General features: G+C 39.6%; 28 protein-coding genes and 1 pseudogene. 15 read left to right on the top strand and 14 right to left on the bottom strand.

Annotated elements, in window-relative coordinates:
- Positions 1–134: 134 nt before the first annotated feature.
- The 6 genes from MKP07_RS11025 to MKP07_RS42395 all read right to left on the bottom strand — a co-directional run bounded on the left by MKP07_RS11025 (position 135) and on the right by MKP07_RS42395 (position 4758).
- The gene (locus MKP07_RS11025) at positions 135–527 is read right to left on the bottom strand and encodes a DUF2958 domain-containing protein (RefSeq protein WP_262919264.1); all 393 of its coding nucleotides are present in this window, start codon (positions 525–527) and stop codon (positions 135–137) included.
- A 49-nt stretch (positions 528–576) separates the two neighbouring features.
- Positions 577–1488 (bottom strand): toprim domain-containing protein, encoded by a 912-nt coding sequence (locus tag MKP07_RS11020; RefSeq protein ID WP_240847239.1) that lies wholly within the window; start codon positions 1486–1488, stop codon positions 577–579.
- 84 nt (positions 1489–1572) lie between these two features.
- Positions 1573–1917 (bottom strand): helix-turn-helix domain-containing protein, encoded by a 345-nt coding sequence (locus MKP07_RS11015; RefSeq protein ID WP_240847238.1) that lies wholly within the window; start codon positions 1915–1917, stop codon positions 1573–1575.
- 168 nt (positions 1918–2085) lie between these two features.
- The gene (locus tag MKP07_RS11010) at positions 2086–3408 is read right to left on the bottom strand and encodes a DUF6538 domain-containing protein (RefSeq protein WP_240847237.1); all 1323 of its coding nucleotides are present in this window, start codon (positions 3406–3408) and stop codon (positions 2086–2088) included.
- Between the two features lie 321 nt (positions 3409–3729).
- Entirely contained in the window at positions 3730–3939 is a 210-nt protein-coding gene (locus tag MKP07_RS11005; protein WP_240847236.1) for a hypothetical protein, read from the bottom strand.
- A gap of 396 nt (positions 3940–4335) precedes the next feature.
- Entirely contained in the window at positions 4336–4758 is a 423-nt protein-coding gene (locus tag MKP07_RS42395; protein WP_394803559.1) for a S24 family peptidase, read from the bottom strand.
- Positions 4759–5104: 346 nt separating this feature from the next.
- On the opposite strand from MKP07_RS42395, the pseudogene MKP07_RS42390 reads away from it, so the two are divergent.
- From MKP07_RS42390 to MKP07_RS10980, 6 genes and pseudogenes are all read left to right on the top strand, one after another.
- Positions 5105–5446, top strand: a pseudogene (locus MKP07_RS42390) (DUF6166 domain-containing protein); the annotation flags it as partial.
- Positions 5447–5963: 517 nt separating this feature from the next.
- Positions 5964–6095, top strand: a complete 132-nt coding sequence (locus MKP07_RS38360; RefSeq protein ID WP_262919263.1) for a hypothetical protein — start codon at positions 5964–5966, stop codon at positions 6093–6095.
- Positions 6096–6233: 138 nt separating this feature from the next.
- Positions 6234–6902: a hypothetical protein gene (locus MKP07_RS10995; RefSeq protein ID WP_240847234.1), complete on the top strand. Its 669-nt coding sequence runs from the start codon at positions 6234–6236 to the stop codon at positions 6900–6902.
- 60 nt (positions 6903–6962) lie between these two features.
- Positions 6963–7364 (top strand): hypothetical protein, encoded by a 402-nt coding sequence (locus MKP07_RS10990; RefSeq protein ID WP_240847233.1) that lies wholly within the window; start codon positions 6963–6965, stop codon positions 7362–7364.
- 12 nt (positions 7365–7376) lie between these two features.
- Positions 7377–8570 carry a TIR domain-containing protein gene (locus MKP07_RS10985; RefSeq protein WP_317235802.1) on the top strand — a complete coding sequence of 398 codons (1194 nt, stop codon included), beginning with the start codon at positions 7377–7379 and terminating at the stop codon, positions 8568–8570.
- A gap of 56 nt (positions 8571–8626) precedes the next feature.
- A complete protein-coding gene (locus tag MKP07_RS10980; RefSeq protein WP_240847232.1) occupies positions 8627–9415 on the top strand; it encodes a competence protein CoiA in 789 nt (262 codons plus the stop codon).
- A 32-nt stretch (positions 9416–9447) separates the two neighbouring features.
- Here the strand turns inward: MKP07_RS10980 and MKP07_RS10975 are convergent, their stop codons facing one another.
- On the bottom strand, positions 9448–9744 hold the full coding sequence (locus tag MKP07_RS10975; protein ID WP_240847231.1) for a DUF4357 domain-containing protein: 297 nt from the start codon (positions 9742–9744) through the stop codon (positions 9448–9450).
- A 259-nt stretch (positions 9745–10003) separates the two neighbouring features.
- Here MKP07_RS10975 and MKP07_RS10970 point away from each other — a divergent pair, with 259 nt between their 5' ends.
- The 4 genes from MKP07_RS10970 (at position 10004) to MKP07_RS10955 (ending at position 14603) form a co-directional block, all read left to right on the top strand.
- Positions 10004–10897: a DNA-methyltransferase gene (locus MKP07_RS10970; protein ID WP_240847230.1), complete on the top strand. Its 894-nt coding sequence runs from the start codon at positions 10004–10006 to the stop codon at positions 10895–10897.
- Positions 10894–12972 (top strand): N-6 DNA methylase, encoded by a 2079-nt coding sequence (locus MKP07_RS10965; RefSeq protein WP_240847229.1) that lies wholly within the window; start codon positions 10894–10896, stop codon positions 12970–12972. Before MKP07_RS10970 ends, MKP07_RS10965 begins: the two co-directional genes overlap by 4 nt.
- Positions 12939–13610, top strand: coding sequence for a hypothetical protein (locus MKP07_RS10960; protein ID WP_240847228.1), 672 nt, complete (start codon positions 12939–12941; stop codon positions 13608–13610). Before MKP07_RS10965 ends, MKP07_RS10960 begins: the two co-directional genes overlap by 34 nt.
- 249 nt (positions 13611–13859) lie before the next feature.
- Positions 13860–14603, top strand: a complete 744-nt coding sequence (locus MKP07_RS10955) for a hypothetical protein (RefSeq protein WP_240847227.1) — start codon at positions 13860–13862, stop codon at positions 14601–14603.
- Positions 14604–14907: 304 nt separating this feature from the next.
- Here MKP07_RS10955 and MKP07_RS10950 read toward each other — a convergent pair whose 3' ends face one another.
- The 7 genes from MKP07_RS10950 to MKP07_RS10920 all read right to left on the bottom strand — a co-directional run bounded on the left by MKP07_RS10950 (position 14908) and on the right by MKP07_RS10920 (position 20415).
- A complete protein-coding gene (locus tag MKP07_RS10950) occupies positions 14908–15453 on the bottom strand; it encodes a GNAT family N-acetyltransferase (protein ID WP_240847226.1) in 546 nt (181 codons plus the stop codon).
- A 29-nt stretch (positions 15454–15482) separates the two neighbouring features.
- Positions 15483–16205 (bottom strand): hypothetical protein, encoded by a 723-nt coding sequence (locus MKP07_RS10945; protein ID WP_240847225.1) that lies wholly within the window; start codon positions 16203–16205, stop codon positions 15483–15485.
- Positions 16202–16915: a hypothetical protein gene (locus tag MKP07_RS10940; RefSeq protein ID WP_240847224.1), complete on the bottom strand. Its 714-nt coding sequence runs from the start codon at positions 16913–16915 to the stop codon at positions 16202–16204. The genes MKP07_RS10945 and MKP07_RS10940 overlap by 4 nt, the downstream gene beginning before the upstream one ends.
- Positions 16916–16958: 43 nt before the next feature.
- Positions 16959–17210 carry a hypothetical protein gene (locus MKP07_RS10935; RefSeq protein WP_240847223.1) on the bottom strand — a complete coding sequence of 84 codons (252 nt, stop codon included), beginning with the start codon at positions 17208–17210 and terminating at the stop codon, positions 16959–16961.
- A gap of 543 nt (positions 17211–17753) precedes the next feature.
- Positions 17754–18719, bottom strand: a complete 966-nt coding sequence (locus MKP07_RS10930; RefSeq protein ID WP_240847222.1) for an IPT/TIG domain-containing protein — start codon at positions 18717–18719, stop codon at positions 17754–17756.
- 455 nt (positions 18720–19174) lie between these two features.
- Positions 19175–19900, bottom strand: coding sequence for a trypsin-like serine peptidase (locus MKP07_RS10925; protein WP_240847221.1), 726 nt, complete (start codon positions 19898–19900; stop codon positions 19175–19177).
- Positions 19901–20115: 215 nt separating this feature from the next.
- Entirely contained in the window at positions 20116–20415 is a 300-nt protein-coding gene (locus MKP07_RS10920) for a hypothetical protein (protein WP_240847220.1), read from the bottom strand.
- Positions 20416–20587: 172 nt separating this feature from the next.
- On the opposite strand from MKP07_RS10920, the gene MKP07_RS10915 reads away from it, so the two are divergent.
- The 5 genes from MKP07_RS10915 to MKP07_RS10900 all read left to right on the top strand — a co-directional run bounded on the left by MKP07_RS10915 (position 20588) and on the right by MKP07_RS10900 (position 24416).
- On the top strand, positions 20588–20938 hold the full coding sequence (locus MKP07_RS10915; protein ID WP_240847219.1) for a hypothetical protein: 351 nt from the start codon (positions 20588–20590) through the stop codon (positions 20936–20938).
- A 1128-nt stretch (positions 20939–22066) separates the two neighbouring features.
- Positions 22067–22438 carry a hypothetical protein gene (locus tag MKP07_RS10910; RefSeq protein WP_240847218.1) on the top strand — a complete coding sequence of 124 codons (372 nt, stop codon included), beginning with the start codon at positions 22067–22069 and terminating at the stop codon, positions 22436–22438.
- A gap of 609 nt (positions 22439–23047) precedes the next feature.
- Positions 23048–23554 (top strand): fatty acid desaturase family protein, encoded by a 507-nt coding sequence (locus MKP07_RS38355; RefSeq protein WP_317235994.1) that lies wholly within the window; start codon positions 23048–23050, stop codon positions 23552–23554.
- On the top strand, positions 23524–23961 hold the full coding sequence (locus tag MKP07_RS38350) for a fatty acid desaturase family protein (RefSeq protein WP_262919262.1): 438 nt from the start codon (positions 23524–23526) through the stop codon (positions 23959–23961). The genes MKP07_RS38355 and MKP07_RS38350 overlap by 31 nt, the downstream gene beginning before the upstream one ends.
- A 263-nt stretch (positions 23962–24224) precedes the next feature.
- Positions 24225–24416 (top strand): cold-shock protein, encoded by a 192-nt coding sequence (locus MKP07_RS10900; protein ID WP_240847217.1) that lies wholly within the window; start codon positions 24225–24227, stop codon positions 24414–24416.
- Positions 24417–24433 lie beyond the last annotated feature (17 nt).

The raw sequence follows: 24433 nt of genomic DNA, 5'->3' as shown, positions 1-24433 counted from the left end.
CGGCAGTAATTTTGCTGCGCGAGGAAGTCTGACGGACGGGGAAAATTATTGTTGGAAGCAAGGGAGTGGTTCGGGCAGGATTAACCGCCTCATCGCTCAACTACCTCAAAACGGAAAGCAAATGATTTTTCATTTTACGAACCAGGTGAAGGCCCAGATCGCCTATGCGGTGTCCACTTCGCAAGCAAAGTATCTTGTTCAACTATAAAGCCGTATGCCTTAGCAGCAGATAGATAAGTACGGATGGGATATTTCCCAATGAAATACGGATCGCGCCTGACATGGTTAGCTTGACCTACGGCAAAACTGACTATTTCATCAATATCAATTTCTCCAAAAGTCACATTATTATTACCGAGATCAATCAGACCTGATCCTTTGGATTGGTTATACCTATTTAGTTCCGTAATCAACCAGGCACAGCCTGTTCCAGGTATGAATAATTTGGCGGCTGGCACTTTATCCATCTCGTCTTTTCGAGATTGATTATTTTGAAAAAGTCGGGTTAGTTCGGGTTCGGAAAACAAGTACAAAACAATAATCCTTCTTTCATGTATATCTGTAATAAGTCGAATGCTATTCGATACCTATCTTAACCATGTGCCACGCATTAACGTCCTTGTATGGTCGATATAGGCGGTTTTGAGGTTTGTGTAAAAGCTGATCCTGTGTCTTGAAAAAATTATCCAGGGAAACCGTTGCCTTTTTCCCCGCCTCGTCATTATCCATCCATGTATAAGCAACCTCATATCTTTCATAGTCTTTGATATAAGGCGTGACTTTAGGCAGAATGGAAACGGAATGACTAATATAAATGTCTTCTTTAAAATGTTGTCCGTTTTCCTTTTGAATGATTGCCGATAGGAAATCCAGTCCTCCTTCAAATACATGGAATCCATTTGAGTTAGGATCAGAGCCACGAATGACGGTAATATTCTTTCTACCAATGCAGCCTTTAAAATACGCGTTCCTCACTTCCCAACCACCGTCTTCATTACGCATTCCAAGTGCTTTGAAATACTTTTTCGTTTCACGGTTAACCACTTTCACTTCTTTCATGTAACGGCGCGCGACGCTTACCGGAATGCCCCGCTTTTCCAAATACTCAATCAGTAACTCATGTTTAATGGTGGAAACGTTATCGACAAACAGAGAGGATGAGGTAGATATTTCCTTCTCGTTACTGCGAATGACAGGTGATATCTTAGGCGTATTCCCCATCATGTTTGTCAACCATCTTAGAGCGTCAGTGACGGCAAAGTTTTCGCCTGACAGTTCCAAATGGTATTGAACAAACGAGATCGCACCACCGCCTCTACCGACCCCGAAATCATACCAAACATTCATAGGTATGTTTATTTTAAAACTTGCCGTCTTCTCATCACGAAAGCGATACCACGCTTCGTTTTTTTTCTGTTGCGTTGGTTGATGACCTAGTTTATCTAAAATTTGCGCAAGCGGAATGCTTTTCGCCTGTTCGATGTTCATGCGATCTCCGATAGATTTAATTGTGATATTGAGCGTGGTTTGGGAAAGGATGTTGTTACAGCAACACCTTTCCCGATTTTCAAGTTACGGTATTAATTGCGCTTCCATTTCTTTTCGTACTTGCGCTTTGTAGCCGATCAATCCGGAAAGCGGGTAACGGATCGTTCTTCCGATCCTTAGAAATGGAATACGGCGTTTATCGAGATGTCTGTGTTTTACGAGAGTGTCAGGCTCAAAACCGACGATGGATGCCGCTTCTTTCGTATGCAGCCAAGGATCATCAACTAAAAATGCCATCTGACATTTCGGACAACAGGTTTGTATGGACTTGCTTAGCTTCTTCTTACCGATAACTTTCGCTACATCGGGTGTTACAATAATGGATGGCGTGAAAATATTTAGATTATCAACTGACGTACTGTTTAACATCTATATGCGGCTCTCAATGTTTTGATTAAAATAACCATGAAGGTTTTCATAGTGCGAAGCCGATGGTGATATCAAAACGACGAACTGAAAGTCAAACAATATTATGTTTATCCATCATTATCCATCTCGATGAATGTTCGGTTCGCATCGATGTCAATAGAATTAACACTATTGTATGCGTTTTTCATCAATCATGTTACCGACGAGATTAAGATTTGAGTTGTATTTTTTCAACCATTCCATTTTCTTTTCTAAGGTAGCTCCTTTACCGTAAGCTTCACGGGAAAACTTATGACCCATAAGATCCGCTTGCACACGATCAGGCGCATTTACTTCTAAAAGGCGATCCTGGAAGCTATGCCGCAGTGAATAAAGGGTGTGTTGGTCCGTAGGGTAAAGCCCTTTGTCCCTGAAATGCTTTCCTACAACGCTTGATAAACGGTCAGGCGCATCAGTGTAGGCAGTCAAACCGTTCGGACATTTTCGATATGCTTCAAGCGCAAAGCCAATGAGAGGTATTTCCCGGCGCCGATATTTCGTTTTCAGTCCTTTTTGTTTTTTGGGAATGAAAACTAATCGCGGGATCGGATCGTCAAGAATGATATTGCACGGATCAAGATTGACTTGTTCTGTTAAGCCTACGCCTAATTCGGCAATCCCATATACGGCGCATTTTTCTTGATCGGTCAGGCCTTCCAGATTTGCAGGACTAAGAAGCTTATTCAGAATGTAATCAGTTTCGAAAGAACGACGCTGACGTTGATCGTCATCTTCAAGTATAAGTTCCATAAATAAATGGGATGTGTCGATTCCCAATTTCAGGTTTTTATTAACCGTGGAAACGACAGACTTAACGTGAATAAAATCTTTGTTGGCGCTATTGATCGCATAATGTTCCTCCTCAATACGCGCGATCCACCAATCTTTGAATTTCAAAAGATCATCTCGCGTCAACTCAGTTATCGGTTTGTTGCCGACACAACCGATAAAGTGACGGATGGCTAATTTGCGGGGATTTTTCCACTTCCGCACCTGGTTGGGCGATTTATCAAGTGTCTTTTCTCGGGAATATTCCCAATATTTCTTTAATGCATCATCAAGCTTGATGACAGGCTTCGGTGCGCCGCCTAAGAGGGCTTCGACATGATGCGGGTTATCGTTCTGCTTGTCGACTTGCTGGAGTCTTCGCAATAGCTCCAAAATCGGCCCATCCGCTAATTCTTGATTAGTCTGATATTGCGTTCCCCATAACGAAGCACGTTTGACCGCTGCCTCATAAAGGTCATGACAGTGCTTCTTTCCCGTTTGGACAAGCTGGTGCCAATAGCTTTCAAGTTCTGCGTTTTTGATTGCAGCGAGACGTAAGGCTTCTCGCTTGCTATCCGTTCGCAACGCAAAACGTATCTTCTTACGCTTATCGAATTCAATGAGTTCAGATGGTACACGGCGGCTGAAATAATAGCGACCGTCAAGATTGATAACATACTGCATTAGCCCCTCGCTGGGTTCGATTTTGGGTTCGAATTTGGGTGAAACGAGGACGGCAAAATGCCCGAAAGCTTGCCTAAAGAGGCAAATTTTCGTTGTTATCAATGACTATCTTGGTGAGGATGATCTTCCCTTTAGGAAGTAATGGCGCACCCGTGAGGATTGCCATATTATTCCTGCATCATATTTAATCATGTAATAACAACTAGATAAAACTTTCGCCTACAACCAATGTGTATTATTCTGGGTATATGCTTGGGTTCGACCTTCATCGTTTCAGCGAAGAGAACTTATCTCTTAAAAGAAAGAAATGCAAGCCATAATTTAATTGTCGAAAGCCCTTGATTTGTTGGCAATATCTAAGGCTATAGATTTCAGCGATTGCTGTTTGTTACGTTTTTGAACTTCTTCATGTAACCTTTGAAATGAAGGCAAGTAAGCGTCTCCGAAGACGGCAACGATACGAGCTGCAATCTTGTAGGCTTGTTCTAATTCATAAAACGAAATACTGGAGTCTTTACTATCTGCTGTCATAATTGCTCCTTAAAAAAGGATTTCAGTTGCTCACTAGAAGTATCCAATTTCAACAAAATCGTTGTTCATCCATGAAAATCCATTTTGAAAATATGGATATACAAGTCTTCTATTGGCAGCTTATTAGCCCTGATCGCGTTCAGGCAAGATTTAATGGGTCACAAATTTAACCAAAAAGCCTGTGGTAATGGCACAAGTCTCGAACAGAAAAAAGAATGGTTAGAAAAATACAGCTAAAATGATTTCAATAAAAACGCAGCCCCGAAAGAGGCTGTTTTTTGGTACCATAACTTCTTTAAACGATTGCTATCGAACAAAGGCAAAGAGTCAACGACAATTATACAAGGTATTATTCAATAGCAAATTATATGACAATGTTCTGATGTATCTATTTGCCTAGGTATTATGAAGCAAAATAATACCCGCCGTTACGACACCAAGTTTTTCAACTATGTCCTCATCTGTAATCAACAGTTCTTCTATACGAGGGTCATCCGCTACAAGTAACCATTGCCCTGCCCGCTTGATTAAACGACGGATCACTTCATGACCATTATATCTTACGTGTACGACTTGGCCTTCTTTGGTCGGCTTCCCGCGATCTACTACTGCAATTCCGCCTGGGTGTAACCCGCTAGGTCGCATTGCATTGGTTACGATCCTTACTAATTGTACATGAATAGAATTTTGAGTAAGAAAATTATGCAGGTCGACGCTATCGCCGCTATCCCAACAAAGTCCTGAATCCCCTCTATCGACCAACTTTCGCGGAGATGACCGGGCGATCTTGGATAAACGATGTGGTTCATTTGTTCGCATACAGTATGAATATCTGAATCGAAGTAAATTGTCAATATATTCCTATGCGGCTGATACCATACGAAATTTGGGCACAATAGCTACCTTTATAGGAATTCTGCTGATTTAATAAAGCTTTTGTACCAGCCGTCAGAAATTGCACCAGTTATCGCCTAAATGCTTCTGTCAAGGCTTGAAAAACTACAGCTATGCCGAAAAAAACAGACAAGACGAGCCTAACGTCTCACAAATTCATCATCAAAGGTGAATATGACGGAGAATACGAGATCAACGACAATCTGTATGTCATGGACTTCGACAAGGGTTCGATTGAAAAGAAGAACTCTATTACCATCAAAAAAGTTACAACGGTCGCATTTGGGTAAACGGAGAAGAAATCAACCCTAAGCAAGCCGCCAAACTGCGCCCCGCATTCGCTTCGAAGGAGCAAGATTTTTGTTGGGGTCATCAAGGCGCTGGCGCTAAAATAGTCGCCTTGGCTATTTGCTCACATATATTTCGGTATACCGAATGGTCTGCAAATATTTATCAGGCATTTGCCGAAAAATACATTTATCCCTTAAAGCGAGAAAACTTCGAAATAGAAATTGATATAACGGATTTCCTAATCGATCACCGCGAAAAACTCACCTACGACTACTATACCCGTTATTACGAATTCTCCGGGGAAGCCGCGAAATCATTTTAAAAAGAAATCTCTCGACAAAAAAGTTTTCGGTGAATCTACTGGATGAAGTGGCCTGGGCATACGTAGATAGAAAGGAGTTCTCCTATAACTGGAAAATGCCTTCAGCCTCCGCTTTTTCGGGATAAAGGAAGAAAATCCCGAACCTGAAAAACCGCCTTTTGACAGGCAAGCCGCCTTTAAAACTATTCGTAGAAGTCTACAGCGGGAATTCTTCACAAGGCAGTACTCACACCTGGAAGATAGCAGCGAGTATCTTCTGGCTTCGGAAATTCAATATACTCTTTCTATCTTCTCATATCACAGGGACGAACGTTTACACAAAAGAGCCGCAATACTGCGGCAACGCTTTAAGAAGGATGAAGGAAAACTCCTGGCGTTAATGGCTAAGAAACCTATGAAAAAATGAAAAGTGACGAAAAAAGAAAAACGATGCCATGTAACAGCCCAACCGGGAATCTTCCCGTTTTTTGATATAATCAATTTTGTAAATTTGTCTTTCACTAGCTTTCGAAGAAAAATGACCGACGCTGCCTATTACCATGGCTTTGAATACAGTTCAGATGAGTTATACAAATACATCGAAGCCGCAGGTGTTTTTACTATTTTATTGAAAAACGGCAATGTCGTACATTTTTTCCTGAAAACATAGAGGGATTCAGAGAATGGTTACAAAATCATAGAATAAAAAACGTTCGAGATTAGAATTGATCGCAATGATTTTTTCATAGGTTAGCAACGGCCAGCTCATTCTTGAGCAGGCCTTTTTGATTGCAGCCTTTCAAAAAAATTGAATTTAATAACTAAAAATAACAACAGAAAATGGACAATTACAGAACAGAAGTTTTGGAACTATTCGAAAAAAAAAGCCAGCGGCGAGCTTTCTTTTAATTTAAAGCATCCAACGCCTGCAAGTTTAAGGTCGGAATGCCACCTGCTTTTCACCGGAAATCGATACACAAAAGCAGATCTTTATACGCTAAAATCATTCTTCCAATGCCCTGAAAATGAAGAACTTCGCCCTACAAAAATTAAAAGGTTTGATGCCGACAAGTTCAAACCCCTCAACAATTTTCTAAAATTGGCAATTAATACGAGTGAAAAGAATGTCGAAATCCTGGCGTGGCTGATCGACTTCAAGCATCGTCCCTATTCCCGATACATCGATGTAGTAAGTAGAGATGCGTCAGGATTAGGATTATCCCGCATGAAGGTTTTAAGGACTGGAACGATCATTGAAAATTTGTTTCCAGAGAGGGACCAGCAAGATGTAAACAGGATTTCAGAAGCCGAGACCAAGGCAACACGTTCCACATCTTCTAAACCGCGAAATGAATATGTCGAAACCGCCATAGAAGAAGAAGTGTCCCCAAAAATCACACTTGAATATCCGTCCGGCGTCAAAATAAAAGTTGACGTCGACAATCTTGCCCTGATTTCACTATTGGTAAAACTATGATCCGGCCTTACGGTTTTCCGTATAGGACTTCTATATCTGTTTTCTATATTTGTAAAAAAGATGAGTAACCAAGACTTTTCAAAAATATCTTCAAAGCTCCTTAAAGCGAAGGTAACATCTCCATCAGGGGAATTGATACAAGGCTATCCGATTTGTGCAAAAACCAAGACAGGGCAGAACTCTTATTGGATGATCCTTACGGGGACTACTGTCGAGACTTTAACCACTGGAGGAATGGTGAATCTAGGAAACATCGATAACAAAGAAACGCAACCTAACTTTTTAAAGGCCAAAGCAAAAAGTTTTGTGACTAGAGAATGGGTCGAAGGCTATCCCTTTTATGCAGAAGCCGAGACGGAAGAAGCCTCTTATTGGATGATTAAGGCGGGATGCTCGATCGAAGATATATTATCTCATGGACTCGTCAACATAATTCCTGATACTATAAGCTATATTAACTAGGTATAATTAGTCATGAAGAATGAAATATCTTTAGCTAAGCTGTCTATACAAGTATCTGCTCTACGACAAGCCATGGAAGTGGTAATTAATGGTACAACGCCAGATCATGCAAAATGGACAGGCGTAAATAATTTTACTCGCAAATATTCCCAATTGGCACTTCTGTATGAGAAACTTACAGGTGACAATTCACTTCCTATTTATGATACGGAAAAACTTCCAAACCCTTATGACCAACTTTGGCCTCAGTTAAAAAGTCTTTTCGATCTAATTTTCACAGATACGCTTACGTTACAAGGTTTGCTGAGCTTGACCGAAACACCATCCCACGGCCCCTTGTTTAATTTGTTTGTGTCAGGTGATTCAGAAGAATGGAATGGAGAACCTTTTGAAATTGAATTACCTCGCTGTATTCGTGAATATACCGATCCCGAATTGACAAGAAAATTCGGTGCATTTGATCCAGCATCAATTAGTGAACTGAAACGTTTGCCATCGATTTTCGCTTATGAGGCATCTTGTAAACAGTCACCAAAATTTGGCTATGTGCGCGACATTAAAGTTCGGCGTGACAAAGTTAAAGTCGAATATGATATCAGGACAATTGAGGAGTTCCTGACATTTGAAAAATTAAACGAAATGTCTTTTGACCTAGATATCGGAAAACTTGAATTGAATAGAACGCACTGGGCACTCAAAGATGTGAACTTGCTAAAAGAGTTACACGCAAAGGGCATAAAAATACCTTCAAACATGCGAGACATTGTGAATGCCGTAGATGTTTCTAATCATGTATTTGACGTGGCGCTTTCTTTCCCTGGTGAATCTCGACCTCTTGTAGAAGAAATTGTGACCGAGTTAGAACGATCACTTGGTCCGAACAGATATTTTTATGATAATAACTATGTCTCACAACTCGCACAACCATCATTGGATATTTTACTTCAGGGAATTTACAAACGAGCAAAATTAGATGTGGTTTTTCTTAGTTCAGATTATCAGAAAAAAGATTGGTGTGGAATTGAGTTTAGAGCAATCAGAGAAATCATTATGGAACGAGAAAATAACCGTGTGATGTTTATCCGAACTGACGACGGAGCCGTTGACGGAGTTTTTAAAACAGATGGGTATGTCGATGCTCGTAAATTCTCGCCTGATAAGATTGCTGGGTTTATTCAGGAACGAGTTAATTTAATAGCCATTTAAAAAATAATGTTCATTAAGTTGAGGATTTACAGTCTTCACTTATAAAAGGTTTTTCGATGCAATACGCATTAGTAAACGGTCAACGATCTCAAGCTCTAAAGGGAGAGAAAGGTATCTGTGAACAGTGCAAAAGTGAAGTTATTGCCAAATGCGGTAACATTAAGCTGCATCATTGGGCGCACAAAATAATTAAAGACTGTGATCGTTGGTGGGAACCTGAAACGGAATGGCATCGCAAATGGAAGAATCACTTTCCTGAAGAATTTAGAGAAGTTTCTTTTATTGATAAGAATACAAATGAACCACATAGAGCGGACATTTACACAGACAAAGGCATTACGCTTGAATTTCAGCATTCGCACATCGACCCAAACGAACAATTAGCACGCGAAGCCTTTTATCAAAATCTCGTCTGGATTGTCGATGGTACTAGATTAAAGCGAGATTTCCCCCGTTTTGCTAAGCAAGCGGAACGCTTTCAGCAAATCAGCCAAGGTGTTTTTAAAATTGACTTCGTAGAGGAATGTTTTCCTCCGGCATGGATTACTAGTAAGGTTCCTGTTGTTTTCGATTTTCTTGGTACAAATTCAGAAGCGGATAATCAGTTGAAAAACTCCCTCTATTGCCTATTCCCGATCCGCTTAGGAAGGTATGCTATAGTTGCTCTGCTCGCTCGTGAACAATTTGTTAAAGTAACTACCGACGGGCAATGGCTCATATGGGCTACACAAACATTGAACAACATAAGACAGGTCAATCAAGAAATTGAAGCTCATAATATAAGACATGACAGCGCTCAAATGAATTTTAAGAGGCGATTGCCCAACAATAGGCGCCGGTTTTAATGTGATAGGCACTAATATGATCATCCTCTTTTTTAAAGATTTAAATAAGCATCTCGAAAATCACTGAGTGCTACTTGCCCGTTCTCAGTATTAGTTCGCCAATAAATCCAGCCATTGATACTTCTACCTTCAATATATTTTGCTGCGCCGCTTAAAGATTCAAAGTTCTTTTCTTGATTTCCAATTATTACTGATACCGAACCGTCGTGGTTAATAAATCCTTTTACTGTCGAATTTGGACAAAATATTTCAGTACCTGATCGTAAAACTTTGCTTTCCAAAAGCATCTTGATCGTGACATTTGTTTTTGCGAAAGACTCATCACTCATATCATTAAATTTCTGTGTAATGCCAAATTTAGAAAAATGTAATTTAAATCTTTCATGGTGATTAGAGTTAGTTACGGTTGCTTTATATTTGACATCAGTAGCTTATTCGACGGCAAAAAACTAAATTTTTTAGGATTTCTAGAAGCGAATTCGATATCTTCGCTAATATTTATCCGCGTTCCTTATGGATTACGCTTCATCTGATCGTCGGTTAATAAGCTCAAAACCATAAAATTCAGCATTATCCTAAATGGAGTACTTGGGTGGAAATATTTATCAGGGGGATTGCCTAGACGTCATGAAACGGATAGACGATCAGTCCGTTGATATGATCCTATGTGATTTGCCCTACGGTACAACCCAAAATAAATGGGATAGCGTAATTCCCCTTGAAGAACTTTGGAAAGAATACAAGCGTGTCATCAAACCTAAAGGCGTCATTGCGCTGTCTTCACAGGGAATTTTTACAGCAAAACTTATTCTGAGTAATGAGGAATGGTTTCGATACAAATTTGTTTGGATAAAAAGCAAACCAACCAATTTCCTAAATGCTAGAAGACAGCCTCTTCGTCAACATGAAGACATCTGTATATTTTATGGGAGTCAACCGAATTACACACCTGTGATGTCACCTGGCGAGCCCTACAACAAAGGAATTAGAAAAGCACAGTATACTGGTAGTTACGGCGATTTTAAACCAGTACAAGTTAAGAGCGAGGGCGAAAGATACCCAACAGATACACTTTATTGTAAAACTGCTGAGAGTGAAACTGGTGGTCGAGTGTGGCATCCTACTCAAAAGCCGGTTGCTTTGGGTCGTTATCTTATTCGCATGTTTACTAATGAAGGCGATGTAGTGTTGGATAATGCGTTTGGAAGCGGGAGCTTTTTAGTATCAGCCGCATTAGAGCAAAGACGTTTCATTGGTATAGAGAAAAATGAAGAAGTTCATTTGTTTAAAGAAAAACAAATCGATTATATAGGCGTCGCCAAAGAAAGACTAATCGAAGTGGAACAGGCTTTTAAAAATCGGCAGCCTGCCCCTCCTCTATTTTCGGAATTACACCCCGCAGCTAAAAACGGTCAAAAAAACAAACGGGGAATGGTGGATGTCAATGCTCTAATCTCTGCCGATACCAAACTTCCCATATGAGTAAATCTATAGCCGCTTATAATGAGCGGTCTTGGGCTATTGACCTGATCGGTCATGTCAAAACAATTGTTTCGCAGAATAATCGTTCAATCAAAGACGCAGGTGGCGAACAAACCATTCGCACTGACGGCGGAGCATTATTCCCCGACGTACTTTTATTCGGTGACAGAGAAACAGCTCGCATTCTGCAAGGATGGGAGCTGAAAATGCCTGACACACGAATTGATGATTTTGAATTTCGGAGTAATGCCGAGACGAAGGCAAGAGCATTAGGTCTTGATAGCTTTTTACTTTGGAATGTCAGCAATGCGATACTTTATGTTCGTAATACAGAGGGAAATTATGTAGTTCAACGAACATGGAATGATTTAGCAGATATTACAACGCGTACAGCAGTAAGTACCTATCGGAGACGATGGGAAACTCTCGCCGCCGACATAATAAGCTACTTAAATGACCAATTCGACCGAGGTGATTTAGAAGGAAGACAGTTCATAGAGGCTTATCGCAGCGGTGGAATCACCGGCCTAATAATGGAAAATGCTGGCGAAACGTCTGAGGCAATACGAAGAGCCGCTGTTAGGGATGCAGGGTTCAGAAATGAACTTACAGTTTGGTGGGATCGTTACAGCGCAGAATACGGCAAAGGAACAAAAGAACAGGTTCTTGCACAAGCAGTCATTTCCAATTGGATTGGAAAGTTTCTTTTCGCTCATATTCTGAGAGAAAGGGACATGCGAGCTCAGACGATTTCATCCATAAATGATGAAACCACGCCTTCCCAAGCGTTAGCCCTGTTCTCACAACTTTCAGACGCCTGCAACTTTTGGACAATATTTTCCGATAGCCTTGGTTTATCATTTATACCGGCCAAAGCTTGGGATCATCTTAAACAGTTTAACCATCTTCTTTCCGATTTAAGGATTGGATCAGTCGATCAAGCTCAACTTTCAGGTATTCTTGAAGCTACGGTTGAAGTAGCAACAAGGAAGCTACGAGGCCAATATCCCACGCCGATAGAGCTGGCAAGATTACTTGTAAATATATGTATGCGGGATTTGGAAAGCGATAGAATATTAGACCCTTGTTGCGGAAGCGGAACTATAGCCCGTGCTGCCTTGGAAAATAAACTTGCTGCGGGAGTCAATCCAGAGCAAGCCTCAGCAACAGTCTATGCTTCTGATCAGGACCCACAGGCTGTCCAAATCGCAACTTTTGCTTTAGCAAATCCCAGTCTAATGCATATGCCTATAAGGATATTCAAGCAAGATGCTTTCAGCCTTACCCCTACAACAAACATAGATTTTAGAAATCCATCAACAGGTACCGTGTTTTCTGAACGTCTCGGCACGTTTCAAGCGATAACCAGCAATTTACCATTTGTTGCGCAAGCCGGACGAAGTCAGTTTGGAAATGCTTTGGATAATGTTTATTCTACAATGCTGGCCGGAAGAAGTTTCACTGGCAGAGCTGATGTTGCTGCATACCTTCCCTTTTCTCTTTACCCATTACTAGGGGGCGGTGGCCGACTAGGTATAATCATAACGAACTCATGGTTAGGAACAGATTGGGGCGATGACTTTTACACCGAGCTGGCTACTTACTATGATTTAAAATGCGTTATAACGTCCGGCGCAGGGAGATGGTTTAGAAATAGCGATGTTATAACGAATATTCTTATCATGGATAAGAAGGACGATCCAGCCCAGCCGAGTGGAGATATTAAGTTTGTTGTGTTGACCTGCCCTTTAGAAGAAATGGAAGATGAAGAAATTGTGAGACTTGCTGCCGCTCAAATAGAATTAGGTGATACGGCAAGCGATACAATGACTATTAGGACGGTAAGCCAAACTAACATGACATCTTTCCGCACCCTCGGTCTTGGCGGAAATGCTCAATTCGTAAATTGCGACTGGGTTCTGCAACTTCCATTAATTTCCCTAAATACTGTATTTGAAATTAGACGTGGCGAAAGAAGAGGTATGAATGAATTTTTTATCCGCAAACTGGTCACAATATCGAAGCAGAATATTTACGACCGTTGGCTAAAAGTCCTACAGAATTTAGAACCTTAAGCATGACCCCTTCTCGTGAGGCGTTTTCTTGTTCCCGGACAGAAGAAGAGCTGCAATCGCTAGGGCATCAAGGAGCATTAAGCTGGATACAACGTTTTTCTACCGCAGAGAATATACAGAAACTTTCGAAAAACAATCTTCATTGGTATGAGATGAACACCGATAGTTTGGCCGATTTAGTGATGTTTATAAACTATGGAGACCGCTTATTCGTAGGAAGAGTAAATCCACCATCTTTTGCAGATCAACGGCTTGTAACTCTGAAACCAAGGGATGAACAAGTGGATATCGATCTTCACCACGCACTATTAAACACTGCAATTTCTATGTTCATGATTGAAGGCATGGGCTTTGGGAGAGGTTTAGGAGCACTCGATCTCAATAAAGATCGCATAGAGAATTATATGCACATACTTGATGCCAACCAACTTAACGCGGATCAGGTTGATCAAATCAAGGCTGCCTTTCTTCCATTAACACAGAGAGGCATTTTGCCAATTGCTGATGAGTTAGAACAAAGTGATCGAATAGCGTTTGATGACGCAGTAATTGAAGCATTTAGACTTCAGGTGTCTAGAACAGATATTTATAACGCAGTTCTATCATTAGCGGAGATTCGAAGAACTGCAAGTGAGTAAAATAACACCCACTTTTTTAAACTGCGGTACGAATGATCATAACCTAGAGCCGGGAATTTCCCCGTTTTTGATATTATAACATTGGGTATTTTTGAGTATCACTTGCTTTGAAGAGATCATGACCGAAGCGGTCTACTATCCAGGGTTTAAAAAGACGACTTACTAACTCGAGGCTTGGTCAATATTATATTTAAAACTCTTGTATACGAAGACGTTTCAAAATAAATAATTCATTATCGACACTACTAGATGGCAACAACCAAAACAAACAACTGGCCCATAACGGCGGAAAGAATGATCACCGTTATGAAGTTATCCTATTTTAAAAATCGGATAACAAGCGATTTGTCTGCGCATCTAGAATTGATGGCCAATGTTATATCAATTATTAAAGACATTGAAAAACCAGTAGCAATAAGAGTAATACAGGATGACGAAGAACATGAAGATATTAGAGGTTCTGTTGTTAAAGGGCTTATTTGTGCTGATTCAATTATTCTCATCTCAAAAGATTTAAGCCAGGGCGCAACATTGCATTTTATCGGCTCAATTATGAGACTTCAAATGAGTTTACTCGACTTGGGTGTAGGTATACGTGGCGGCCTATCAACAGGAATGATTACTGCCGATTTAGAAGATCGTGCATTTTTCGGGGAACCTGTTAATGAAGCCTACTCTATTGCTGACTCATTACAATTTTATGGGGTAGCAGAAAAGCACACGGAACAAACGCTAGAATCTATGGATTCCATCAGAGTATTTGATTCTGACTCAGTGCCTTTGTTCTATCCCAAATTCGCTCCCACTTCAAACGGCTCCATACTTTGCCTTATCGTGAATCTGAGCATGGCAGTGAATAATGAAGAAGACATAGACCATATATTCGGTTCAATAAAACCGAAATTGAGAGAAAAAAAGCTCAACCAGTTCTATAGTAATACAATCAAGATATACAAAGAAGCTTACCAATACACTTACGGAAATCGTAATTAGCAGTCAAAAGTTATCTTTTAGTCCAATACTCGCAATGAAGATAACTGGGCAATTCCTTGCAAATCCTGTGTTATTTGGTTCAATAATAGTCCAGTTAGGGAGCGGTCATGACAAAATGGGTTCATTTCTGAACCCATTTGTTCTTTTAGAGAAAAGGCCGCTAATCTTTATCCGGCAAAAGTTTTCGTCCAATATTGGCCGTGATTCTTTTGCGATCTAAACAAAGATATTTCATATGTCTGCTTGCGACCGGCCTAATTCATCATTCCAGCAATTCAGAAATATGGGTAATTGGTGATTATCTTCATTTGTGGCTCGCTAAAGCGTATACAAACTCATCACTCTTCGAGCCCTTAAACTCATCTGCATTTATTAATGTTTGTTCTAAGCTAAATCCTAATGACTGAAGTAATTTCTGCGATGCGATATTTCGAGTATCAACATGCGCCATGACTCTCTTCAATTTGAATTCTTTAAATAAGTAGTCAATTAAACTCTGACATGCTTCTTTAGCTATGCCTTGACGCCAAAAATGAGGGAATACTTCGTAGGCTATATAAGTATTACCTTGCTTTTGAATAGTAGCCTGTAGAGTTCCTACATAACTATCGATCGATCGATGATAAACTGCATAGTTCAACCAGATTTCTCTGCCGTCATCCGATCCTCCCTTTGACCATCTTTCGTATTTATTTTCTAACTTGTCGATGCTTTCTGGGGGATTAACGGGAATATATGTATATAACTTGTCTGATTGCAGCTGCGTGAACAACAAGGCGGCGTGACTGACTTTAATAGGTTCTAGAATTAGATTTTTTGTGAAAATCTTTTCAGGTGTATATTTCATCATTTTCTTTCCTCATAATTGTGGCCTATAACTTAACAATAGAGAGTGTACACACTCCGCTTCGCCAACAGGTGTTCTCCCGTGAAGAGTGCCTGCCCCGAAGAAAATTGCAAGCTCTCCTGGCTTGAGTTTGTAATCAAGTCTATTTTTTTAGGCCAATAAGCAACACTAGAAGAACTTAAATTATTGCAATTAGACTCGTGTTTCAAAGCTATCATTACAGTCACCGCCGTAAACCCATTATCAACGTGAGGTTTACTGCAATGGCCAATTTCATCGTAATAAATATAGTTTGAAATGAAACTAGGCAGACATTTTCCAGCATGCTTTTCAACTAGATCGTTCAGTTCTTGCATGTCTTCTAATGTCTCAGCGACCGAACTTTTATCCAGTGTTTCCGCACATGTTATAAATTGTTCCAGATTTATGACCGCCTCTTCTCTGAATTTTGTCGCCTCCTGTTGAAGCTTTGACAGTAATTCGTCGGTCATGAAATCAGGGCGGCCTTTGTAAGCAAGGCCATACTCAGGAATACGATGACTGTACGGATGAATAATTGACAAGCACTCTAAAGCAGTATTTAGCCGCTCAACTTCGGTTGGATTTGAGTCGATGTCAAAGTTATTGACAAGCTGCTCCACGCAAAGCTTGGATATTTTGTACTTAAACACATCTCGCTCGTCATCATTCAGTTGATCAGCGATAGATTTAAATTTTCCTGGTGTAGCAACTGCATAGAATTCCTCTTTTGTCATGCGGATTTCATATTTAAATTAAAGCCAATTGTAAGCAGATGGACAATTTCCCCTGGAGCAATTCTGGATCTTGTATGGATCACGTTGCCGCCGTACATTATTAATACTTCTCCAACTTTTAACCTAAAAGACTGTGGTTCCATAAATGCAGGAAAAACGATGGTCGCTGAGGGCATATAACTGGAACTTACCTCATGTTTCAGCATTAAAATTAAATTCAGTGAAAAAACATCAGTGTCGACGTGTGGGCGAATTCCTGCCCCTTCTTGATCATAATAAATATAGCTAGCGATTCCAGTAGGACTTACAACTACTGGGACCAAATTTTGTATAAACATTAATAGCTCAGCAGATACAGATAATTCGTCGGCAATTAAACCACCACACCCAAGGAAATGATCAATTTGTTCCAAAGGTTCCAAGCGGCGGCCCTCTCCTTCGGTAATTACTTTTTGTAACAATTCTTCATTTAACCAAGCCGGAAAACCCTGATATAAAATTCCATCTGCGGGAATGATATTAGAATGAACGCTTAGACGTTTGAGGGACATTGCTAATTGATCAAACTGGTTTCTTTCGTCTTCACTATTTATCTGCAAATGATTGTTCGAATCAAAATAACGATCTATTTTTTGAGATAAGGCAGTTTTAAGTATACTACGTTCGTCGTCATCTAAGGTATCGATGAAGTTAAAAAACGGAAGCTCCATTTCATTAGATTATTTGTAGCGAGTAAATAAAGTTATATAATTATCAGTCCTGAGTCTTCTTATTTTGATCAGAGGGCGAGGATTGGCCTGTCCCATCGTCAGTACTAACGGATTGTTGATGCTTAGCGAACACTTCCTTTTCGATCCCTCCACCAGTGCTATGCGACTGTTGCGGTTTTGTGAAAACTGCTTTCTCAATAACGCCAACAGTACTGTGCGATTGCTGAGGCTTAGTAAATACTTCCTTTTCGATCCCTCCACCAGTGCTATGCGACTGTTGCGGATTTGTATGCACCTGATTTTCGTAGCTAGAGTTGGTTTGTTTCTCGTCAGCATCACTCCCGACTAATTGAGCAAGCATCGTCCTTTCATCATCAGGTAACGACGCCGCTAATGAACTCAGTTTGGCCTTCAGTGACTCAAGCGCTTTTGGCTTTCTTGCTTCTGTATCCTTGAGTTCGTGAATCGTTTTAAGCTTTGCAGATTGACTCTCATTTTCAAGAGAAGACTTTTGGGGGAAGTAGTGTCAAGTTTCATTGCAGCAATAATTTAGATTCTGAAGTTAGACTTTTCAAATGACATTTCCAAAAATATTAAACATGAAAGGGCTTAGATAAATTGGGTGCATTATTAAATGCAAATTTTAGATTTTTAAAGAAAAGCAGAGCGTGTCCGAGCACTTCTTTTTGATATGCTCCTTTTTGGTAGTTAGCTGCGTCCCGTCATTACGCCGCGATCCACTTCCCAAACCGTACCTGTAAACTAGCTTGCGTCATTAGGCATTAAGAAATTCACGATATAAAAAATTTAAACAATGCTACTACGAATATTTTATATCCTACAAATCGCTTAACAGTGCAATTTTAAGATATGGAATTACTTTATCTCTCGTCTGGAACAGCATTCGTGTTTCGCCATTATGAACTACAAGATCCAGTTCAACTTTTATACTCTGCTTACTTCCTTCAAAATCAAAAATTCCTCCCAAATTGAAGTTTGGATAAATAAATGTTGACTTTCTAGTACTGAAAAATGTTTCGAATTTCTCGTTTTCTTTTGCAACTGAAAGCAAGTTCAGATAACTGCCGATGAAGACGTAATTGTTGAATAGGTTAAACGTCATACCGACTTTGGGATGCAATACAAATGGGTTGAAGGAAGAAACATCCTTACTGCTAGTATCATAGTAGGAGACCTTCTTCAATAGAAGGTTTAATTGAAAAGATAAGCCCACACTATTTTTCTGATCTAAGTTAGTAAGGCGCAATAGTCCCTCACCTCTTAAACCAAATAAGCTGATTTGGGGGACAAGTAAGTTGCTAACCACTTTTTCCATTGTGCTGTCAGTACCAAGCATGTTCCCCCATAATCCAAGTCGAAAACCAAAATTATCGCCTCCATGTATTTGGGTAAAATTAAAAGTCGGAGTCGGAATAATATTTATTCCCTGCCCTTGCAATGGTACAGTGATATTGGCTGCGGCATCAAATGGTGTACTGCCACCGTAAGAAGTCTCACCTACAGGCGTTTTTAATTTAATTAACCCCTTACTTACAGGCCCTTCGACTATCAATTCAACCTCAGTATCATTCAATATAGTTACAGTTTGCTCTATGCCATCAATCGAGACATCTACATCATTAGTAAAATTTTTTCCGACAATATTAAGCTTGTCACCTTCTTCCAATTTCTTCTTGCTAATAGAGATAATTTCAGGCGGCCCAACGTATTTAAAACCAGACAAGGAAACCGTTTGTCCCTTTGAAGACGTAATTGCAATTTCCCCATTTACTTCTTCCTCCAACTGTACCTGAATTTCTGTAGAGCTCGTGACGCTAATTTTTTCATTGGCACTCCTCCAATGCTAACTTTTATCCCATCACTGAAACCGGTGCCAGTTAGCTTGATAATAGATCCTTTTCCGCCAATCTGTGGATTAAAACCTGTAAAACCCAAGGCGCTGCCTCCGGAGGGGATACTAACTGATTTATCTAAATTGTACTGAGGCAAACTTCTTTTATGTGTTGATTTCGCGTCAACCATTTTTCGAAGTAGTTGTTCCTGTCCTTTTACTTCTATTCCGAAAAAATCAGTGTAACTATCAGAAGGTAGCTAAATAGAGATGATTTCATTGTTGTTAGTTTTTGATAAAAAATATCTAATTAGATTTTCTGTCCCTTTTGAGGAGAAACATTATCTCTTTAGTGTTTACTTACTTTTATAGATTGTTAGGAAGTGGATGTTTGCTCAAATAAGCCTTTACCTTCGGGCGATCAAATACACTGGAAATCCTAAAGACTTTTCACCTGAACAATGGGTTTTCGAGTCGCAAAAGACAAATTCGGAACAACTTTTCCCTTCGACTAAATCGGTATGCCCGGAGATAAGAATTCCTTTCACTTTATGCTCAAACTCGCTTAATACGGGAGATCCAGAATTCCCTCCAAATGCGTCTATCGCTAGTTGGAAATAATACTTATTCGTGTTTTCTAATAAGATCCCATCTATAGATATCTTTGCATATGTTCCCAAAGGATGCCCAACCATATAAAATCTTTCTTGGCTCTGTAGTGATTTCACACTAGAGCATGAGTATATTTTATTTTGGGGGATTTTTTTGTGCACTCGTATAAGTGCAAAATCCATTCCCCGTGAGCTTTCTTTAATGCCGTCTATGAATTCTACTGGCTCAAAAATGTTAGAACTATCTATTGTAATGCTACTCATAGGATCCCTATCGAAACCAAGCATAAAATAAAAATTGCGAAAGTTACTTGCGTCAATGCAATGACCTGCGGTTAACACCAAATCTTCGGAAATAGCAAAAGCCGTACATTCGGAAAATTGAACATCTCTATCATATTTCCATCTTTTCGATGTTTCACAAATATTATATGTTTTTGCAATCGATAACAGATCGCGATCTATTGCGACGGTAGTTATTTTCCTAGAAAGTATATTCGGAGGAAGCTTTGCTTTACTCAAAAGGCAAAGGACTTTTTTGCGTAGGCAACTTTTGATGTATCCAGGATGTTATAAATCGGAAATGACCTGTCGTTGTAAATTGCTTTTTCTAACGATTGAATCAAGCCTCTCACCTCAATAAGTTTTGCTGTCTCTATTTTTTCGAATAGTCTTGCCCTGTTGAAGCCAGATTTACGTATAGTTGAATCTCCCAAAATCGTATATAATCCCAGCTCCTACCTGGCAACTAGCTCATTTAGGACTTGATCATAACTAGCGTAATTTTTTAAAACTTGAATTCCTATCGCGGAGTCAAACCGCAAAGGAACCAATTGATTGAGTTGATCTTCGTCTAATGAATTTTCAGGAATTGTATCGACAGTTTCCATTTCTTTTGCCAATGAACTGTCAGTTATGATGAACTCCCCTACATTTGAAATAACTACACTCTTTACGTCTGTAATGCTTTTAGAGTTCTTACTTTTACAAGCAACTAAATGTATGGCAAATAACAAGAGGATGATAAGACTCTTCATGCAGTGATAATTTGGGTTATAATTTTCTATTTCATCGGCAATTTCTCACCAAAATGAATTACTGACTGGAAAGTACAATTAGTTAAGGTATTTAAAAGGGGTATTTTTCCCGTTTTTTATCTACAAAAGCCGAGCTACTTTTAGGGTATTTTTAAGTAAAAAATAAAAGTTAATGATAACGGAAAAGGATTTTTTAGAAAAAGTCTATTCAACACTAAAAGAAGTCGAAAGACTGGAAAAACAAAAAAGTGAACTTCTCTCAGGAATTGAAAAATTCAAAGATGAACAAGCTTTCCAGCGTATCTATATTGAACAACTAGATCAAATATTAGAAACGCAGTCTGAAGTCGAAAAAATCGACCAAAAAATTCATTATATTCTCGATGATAGCACAGAATTATTTGAAAGGATAAAAGCCGCCATCAAATGGGCTGGTAATTCACCCGTCATGTTTAGCTATGACAGTACTCCTTTATTACTTAAAGTAGACGAAAATGATAATCTAATAATTGAAAATCATTAATATAAACGCGTCTTTTATAGTATTATTCGAAGTCATAGTATGATAGGTGTTTCAATCAAATAATGTCACAAAATTCATCAAATCCTGAGTTATTTGGTTCAAATTTAGTCCAGCAGGGGGAGCAGTAATGACAAAAAGAGATTCAAGCAGATAGTTTGAATCTCTTTTTTCTTTCAAATTATTAATCTACTAATTTTGTAGATTAATAATTTAGTTTATTTTTCCCGACTTATTAGAATGGAAAGTTCGAAAAACATACTAAAAAACTGTCTATGTTTTGGCTTACTTTTTTCCGGAAGCGTGAGAGGCCAAGATAGCAGTCTACAAAAAAATTATCCATAAGCCTTGAAATAAGACCTAGAGTAGAATACAGAAATAGTTATAGCCAGATTACCAATGACAGCGTTCAAACTGAATTATATGCGAGCCAGCGAAATAGACTCAATATAAGCTACTCTCAAAAGGACTTTTTGTTTCACACCTCCTTACAGGAAATCCATTTATGGGGTAAGGGAGATAAGCCTTCTTCTGTCGGCGGCATCAATGCTTTCGAGTTATACCTTCAGAAAAAGTCTTTGATAACCTTACAGTTAAAATAGGCAGACAGGGCGTTCTTTTAGACAATGGTAGAATTTTTTCGGATGCCCCCTGGGCGCAACAAAGCAGATCGCACGAAGGTCTCAGACTAACCTACAACAACGCTAAGCTCTCAACTGATTTTTTTACATTAGCAACCCGCAAATACAAACCATGGCTTGATAAAAACATTTCCCCGGTTGCAGACCACAAATATAAGTGGCTGCTGATTCACCACCTTGCCTACCGCCCCGGAGAGGCAGTAACAGTTACTACGATTAATGCTGTAGATTTTTTAAAACCCAGAAAATCTACAAGCGGTTTACAAGTGGTGGCCGCATTGAATGGGAACGAGAGATTCTTTATATTACTGTAAGCGGGTACTACCAATATGGCAAAGCAAACGCCAACAAACGGCTTAATGCTTACTACCTGCAGCCGGAGCTAAAGCTAACCTACCGCCCCGTTACCCTTCGACTGGGTGCAGAAATCCTAAGCGGCGATAAAACGAACTCCGATTATCAATCTAATAACTTCGACGTACTTTATGGGGTGGCCTGGAAATTTATGGGCAACATGAACTTCTTTACAAAATTTCCGGCAGACGTAAATAATAAGGGGCTGGTTAACCCTTATTTGTTCGCCCTCTTCCCTGTCGGCAAAAAGATATCGATCAGGTCAGATTATCATCTATTTTATATACAGCATCCACTGATAAACGACCAGGGAATGAATGAGAAGAAATATTTAGGATTTGAAAATGATCTGTCGATCAGACTTACACCCATCAAAAACCTCGAAATTAACCAGGGCTTTTCGTATTACATTGCACAAAAGCAAATGGAGTATTTGAAGAAACTTCCCGATCATAAACGCATTCCGATATGGGCTTATCTGATGATCTCGTATACGTTCAGATACTGAAATTTTGTAGGTCATCTATTATATCTATCGGTAAGTTCAACAAGTGCTTTCAAATCATACAAAATTTGGTTCAATAAAAGTCCAGCAGGGGGAGCTAAAAAGGTCAACTAAGGTTGGCCTTTTTTAATGAGGACTGCCTGCAATATCATTTATCCAGATCAATACGAAAATGATATAAATTGCTGAAGTAGACTTATCCTTTCACATGAACTACATAGCTCAGATGTGTGAGGAATTTAAAAGGCCGACGTATAAACTTCTGCGAATTGAAACTTAGAATAGATACAGACACTATTAACAGTCCATTGCGGTAGTAACAGGCTATATTTGCATATCAGAGGTACATTATACCGGCACATAGAACAGTATCCGACTAACATGTTTTTTATACCAAATTCCCAAGATTTCTCCTAGTAACGACTTATTACATTAATGATTGCAAATGAATAAAGCTATAATTACCCCCAAATTTTATTCCCCCAGTATTTCGATATATGCTGAGCTCAAGAAAAGAGTAAATGAGTATTTCCGGGTCAATAATTTAGCGCCAACAGGGAACTCAGGTCTTTACGTCAAAGCAACTTTCCTGATCCTTAGTTATATACTGATATATGTTCACCTGGTTTTTATACGCCGCAGGCATGGCTTGCGCTAACGGAATGCCTTTTCCTGGGCCTGCTAACTGCCGCAATTGGATTTAATGTGATGCATGACGGCGCACATGGCAGTTTCAGCAATAATACGAAGGTAAACATGGCAGCGGCCTACACCTTGGATCTCTTAGGCGCAAGCAGCTTTATGTGGAACACCAAACACAATATCGTTCACCACGCCTATACAAATATTGGAGGCGTGGACGATGATATAGAAGCTGGCATACTGCTAAGAATGGCGCCTCATCAAAAGCGACACGGCTTTCACAAATTTCAGCATATGTACTTTTGGCTCCTGTACGGACTTTTGTACATAGCCTGGGTTTTCTATACCGATTATAAAAAGTACTTCCGTAATAAGGTAGGCAATGTGCCTTTAAAAAATTCAGGCGTATTGACCATGTCCTGTTTTGGTTTTTCAAAGGATTGCATTTGTATTTATTCATTATCCTGCCGATCCTGATGGTTGGTTTTGTGCCCTGGTGCATAGGCTTTTTGGTATTCGCTGCATCTAGTGGCATTATACTTAGCCTGGTATTTCAATTGGCACATGTTATTGAGGAAACAGCTTTTCCCACAGCAACACAGCCAACTAATAAAATGGAGGACGAATGGGCGCTGCATCAGCTAAAAACCACGGCAAACTTTGCAACCACCAATAAACTCATAACATGGTGGGTGGGCGGGCTTAACTTTCAGGTTGAACATCATTTATTCCCAAAGATCTCTCATATTCATTACCCTGCCATCAGCTCAATAATCAAACAGGCATGTACCGACCTGAATATACCTTATATAGAGCATGGCTCTATGTATGAGGCCGTTGCATCTCACGTTGCACATCTAAAAACACACGGCGGCAAGGATTGACCTGCACGCCAGGCATTCGTTATTATAAACACCCAGGATGAGTAAACCCTACTAAACTTGCCTTATTTCTTAAAGAATACAGCAACTGTTGCTTATCGCCGGATTATTTCTACCGTGATATCATTCAGCGTGTTATGCCTTATGTGCAGCCCGGTAGGGCGATCATTAGGCAAATGATTACGCTGCTAAAGAGCAAACACTCCAACACATGACGAATATTCTTTTGTATATTTGTTCTTTATTAATTTTTATACAAGAATTTTATGCAAGAAGGTACAGTTAAGTTTTTTAATGAAACCAAGGGTTTCGGTTTCATTACACCTTCAACAGGTGGTCAAGACATTTTTGTTCACGTTTCAGGTTTAGTAGACGAGATCCGTGAAGGCAATCGTGTGTCTTACGAGGTTCAAAATGGTCAAAAAGGTTTAAATGCAATTAACGTAACAGTTATTTAATTTATACGACATCATCA

The organism is Paraniabella hibiscisoli, assembly GCF_022512515.1.
Classification (GTDB): Bacteria; Bacteroidota; Bacteroidia; order Chitinophagales; family Chitinophagaceae; genus Niabella; species Niabella hibiscisoli.
The sequence above is the reverse complement of the archived record's forward strand: the minus strand, read 5'-3'. Positions and strand labels throughout refer to the sequence as shown.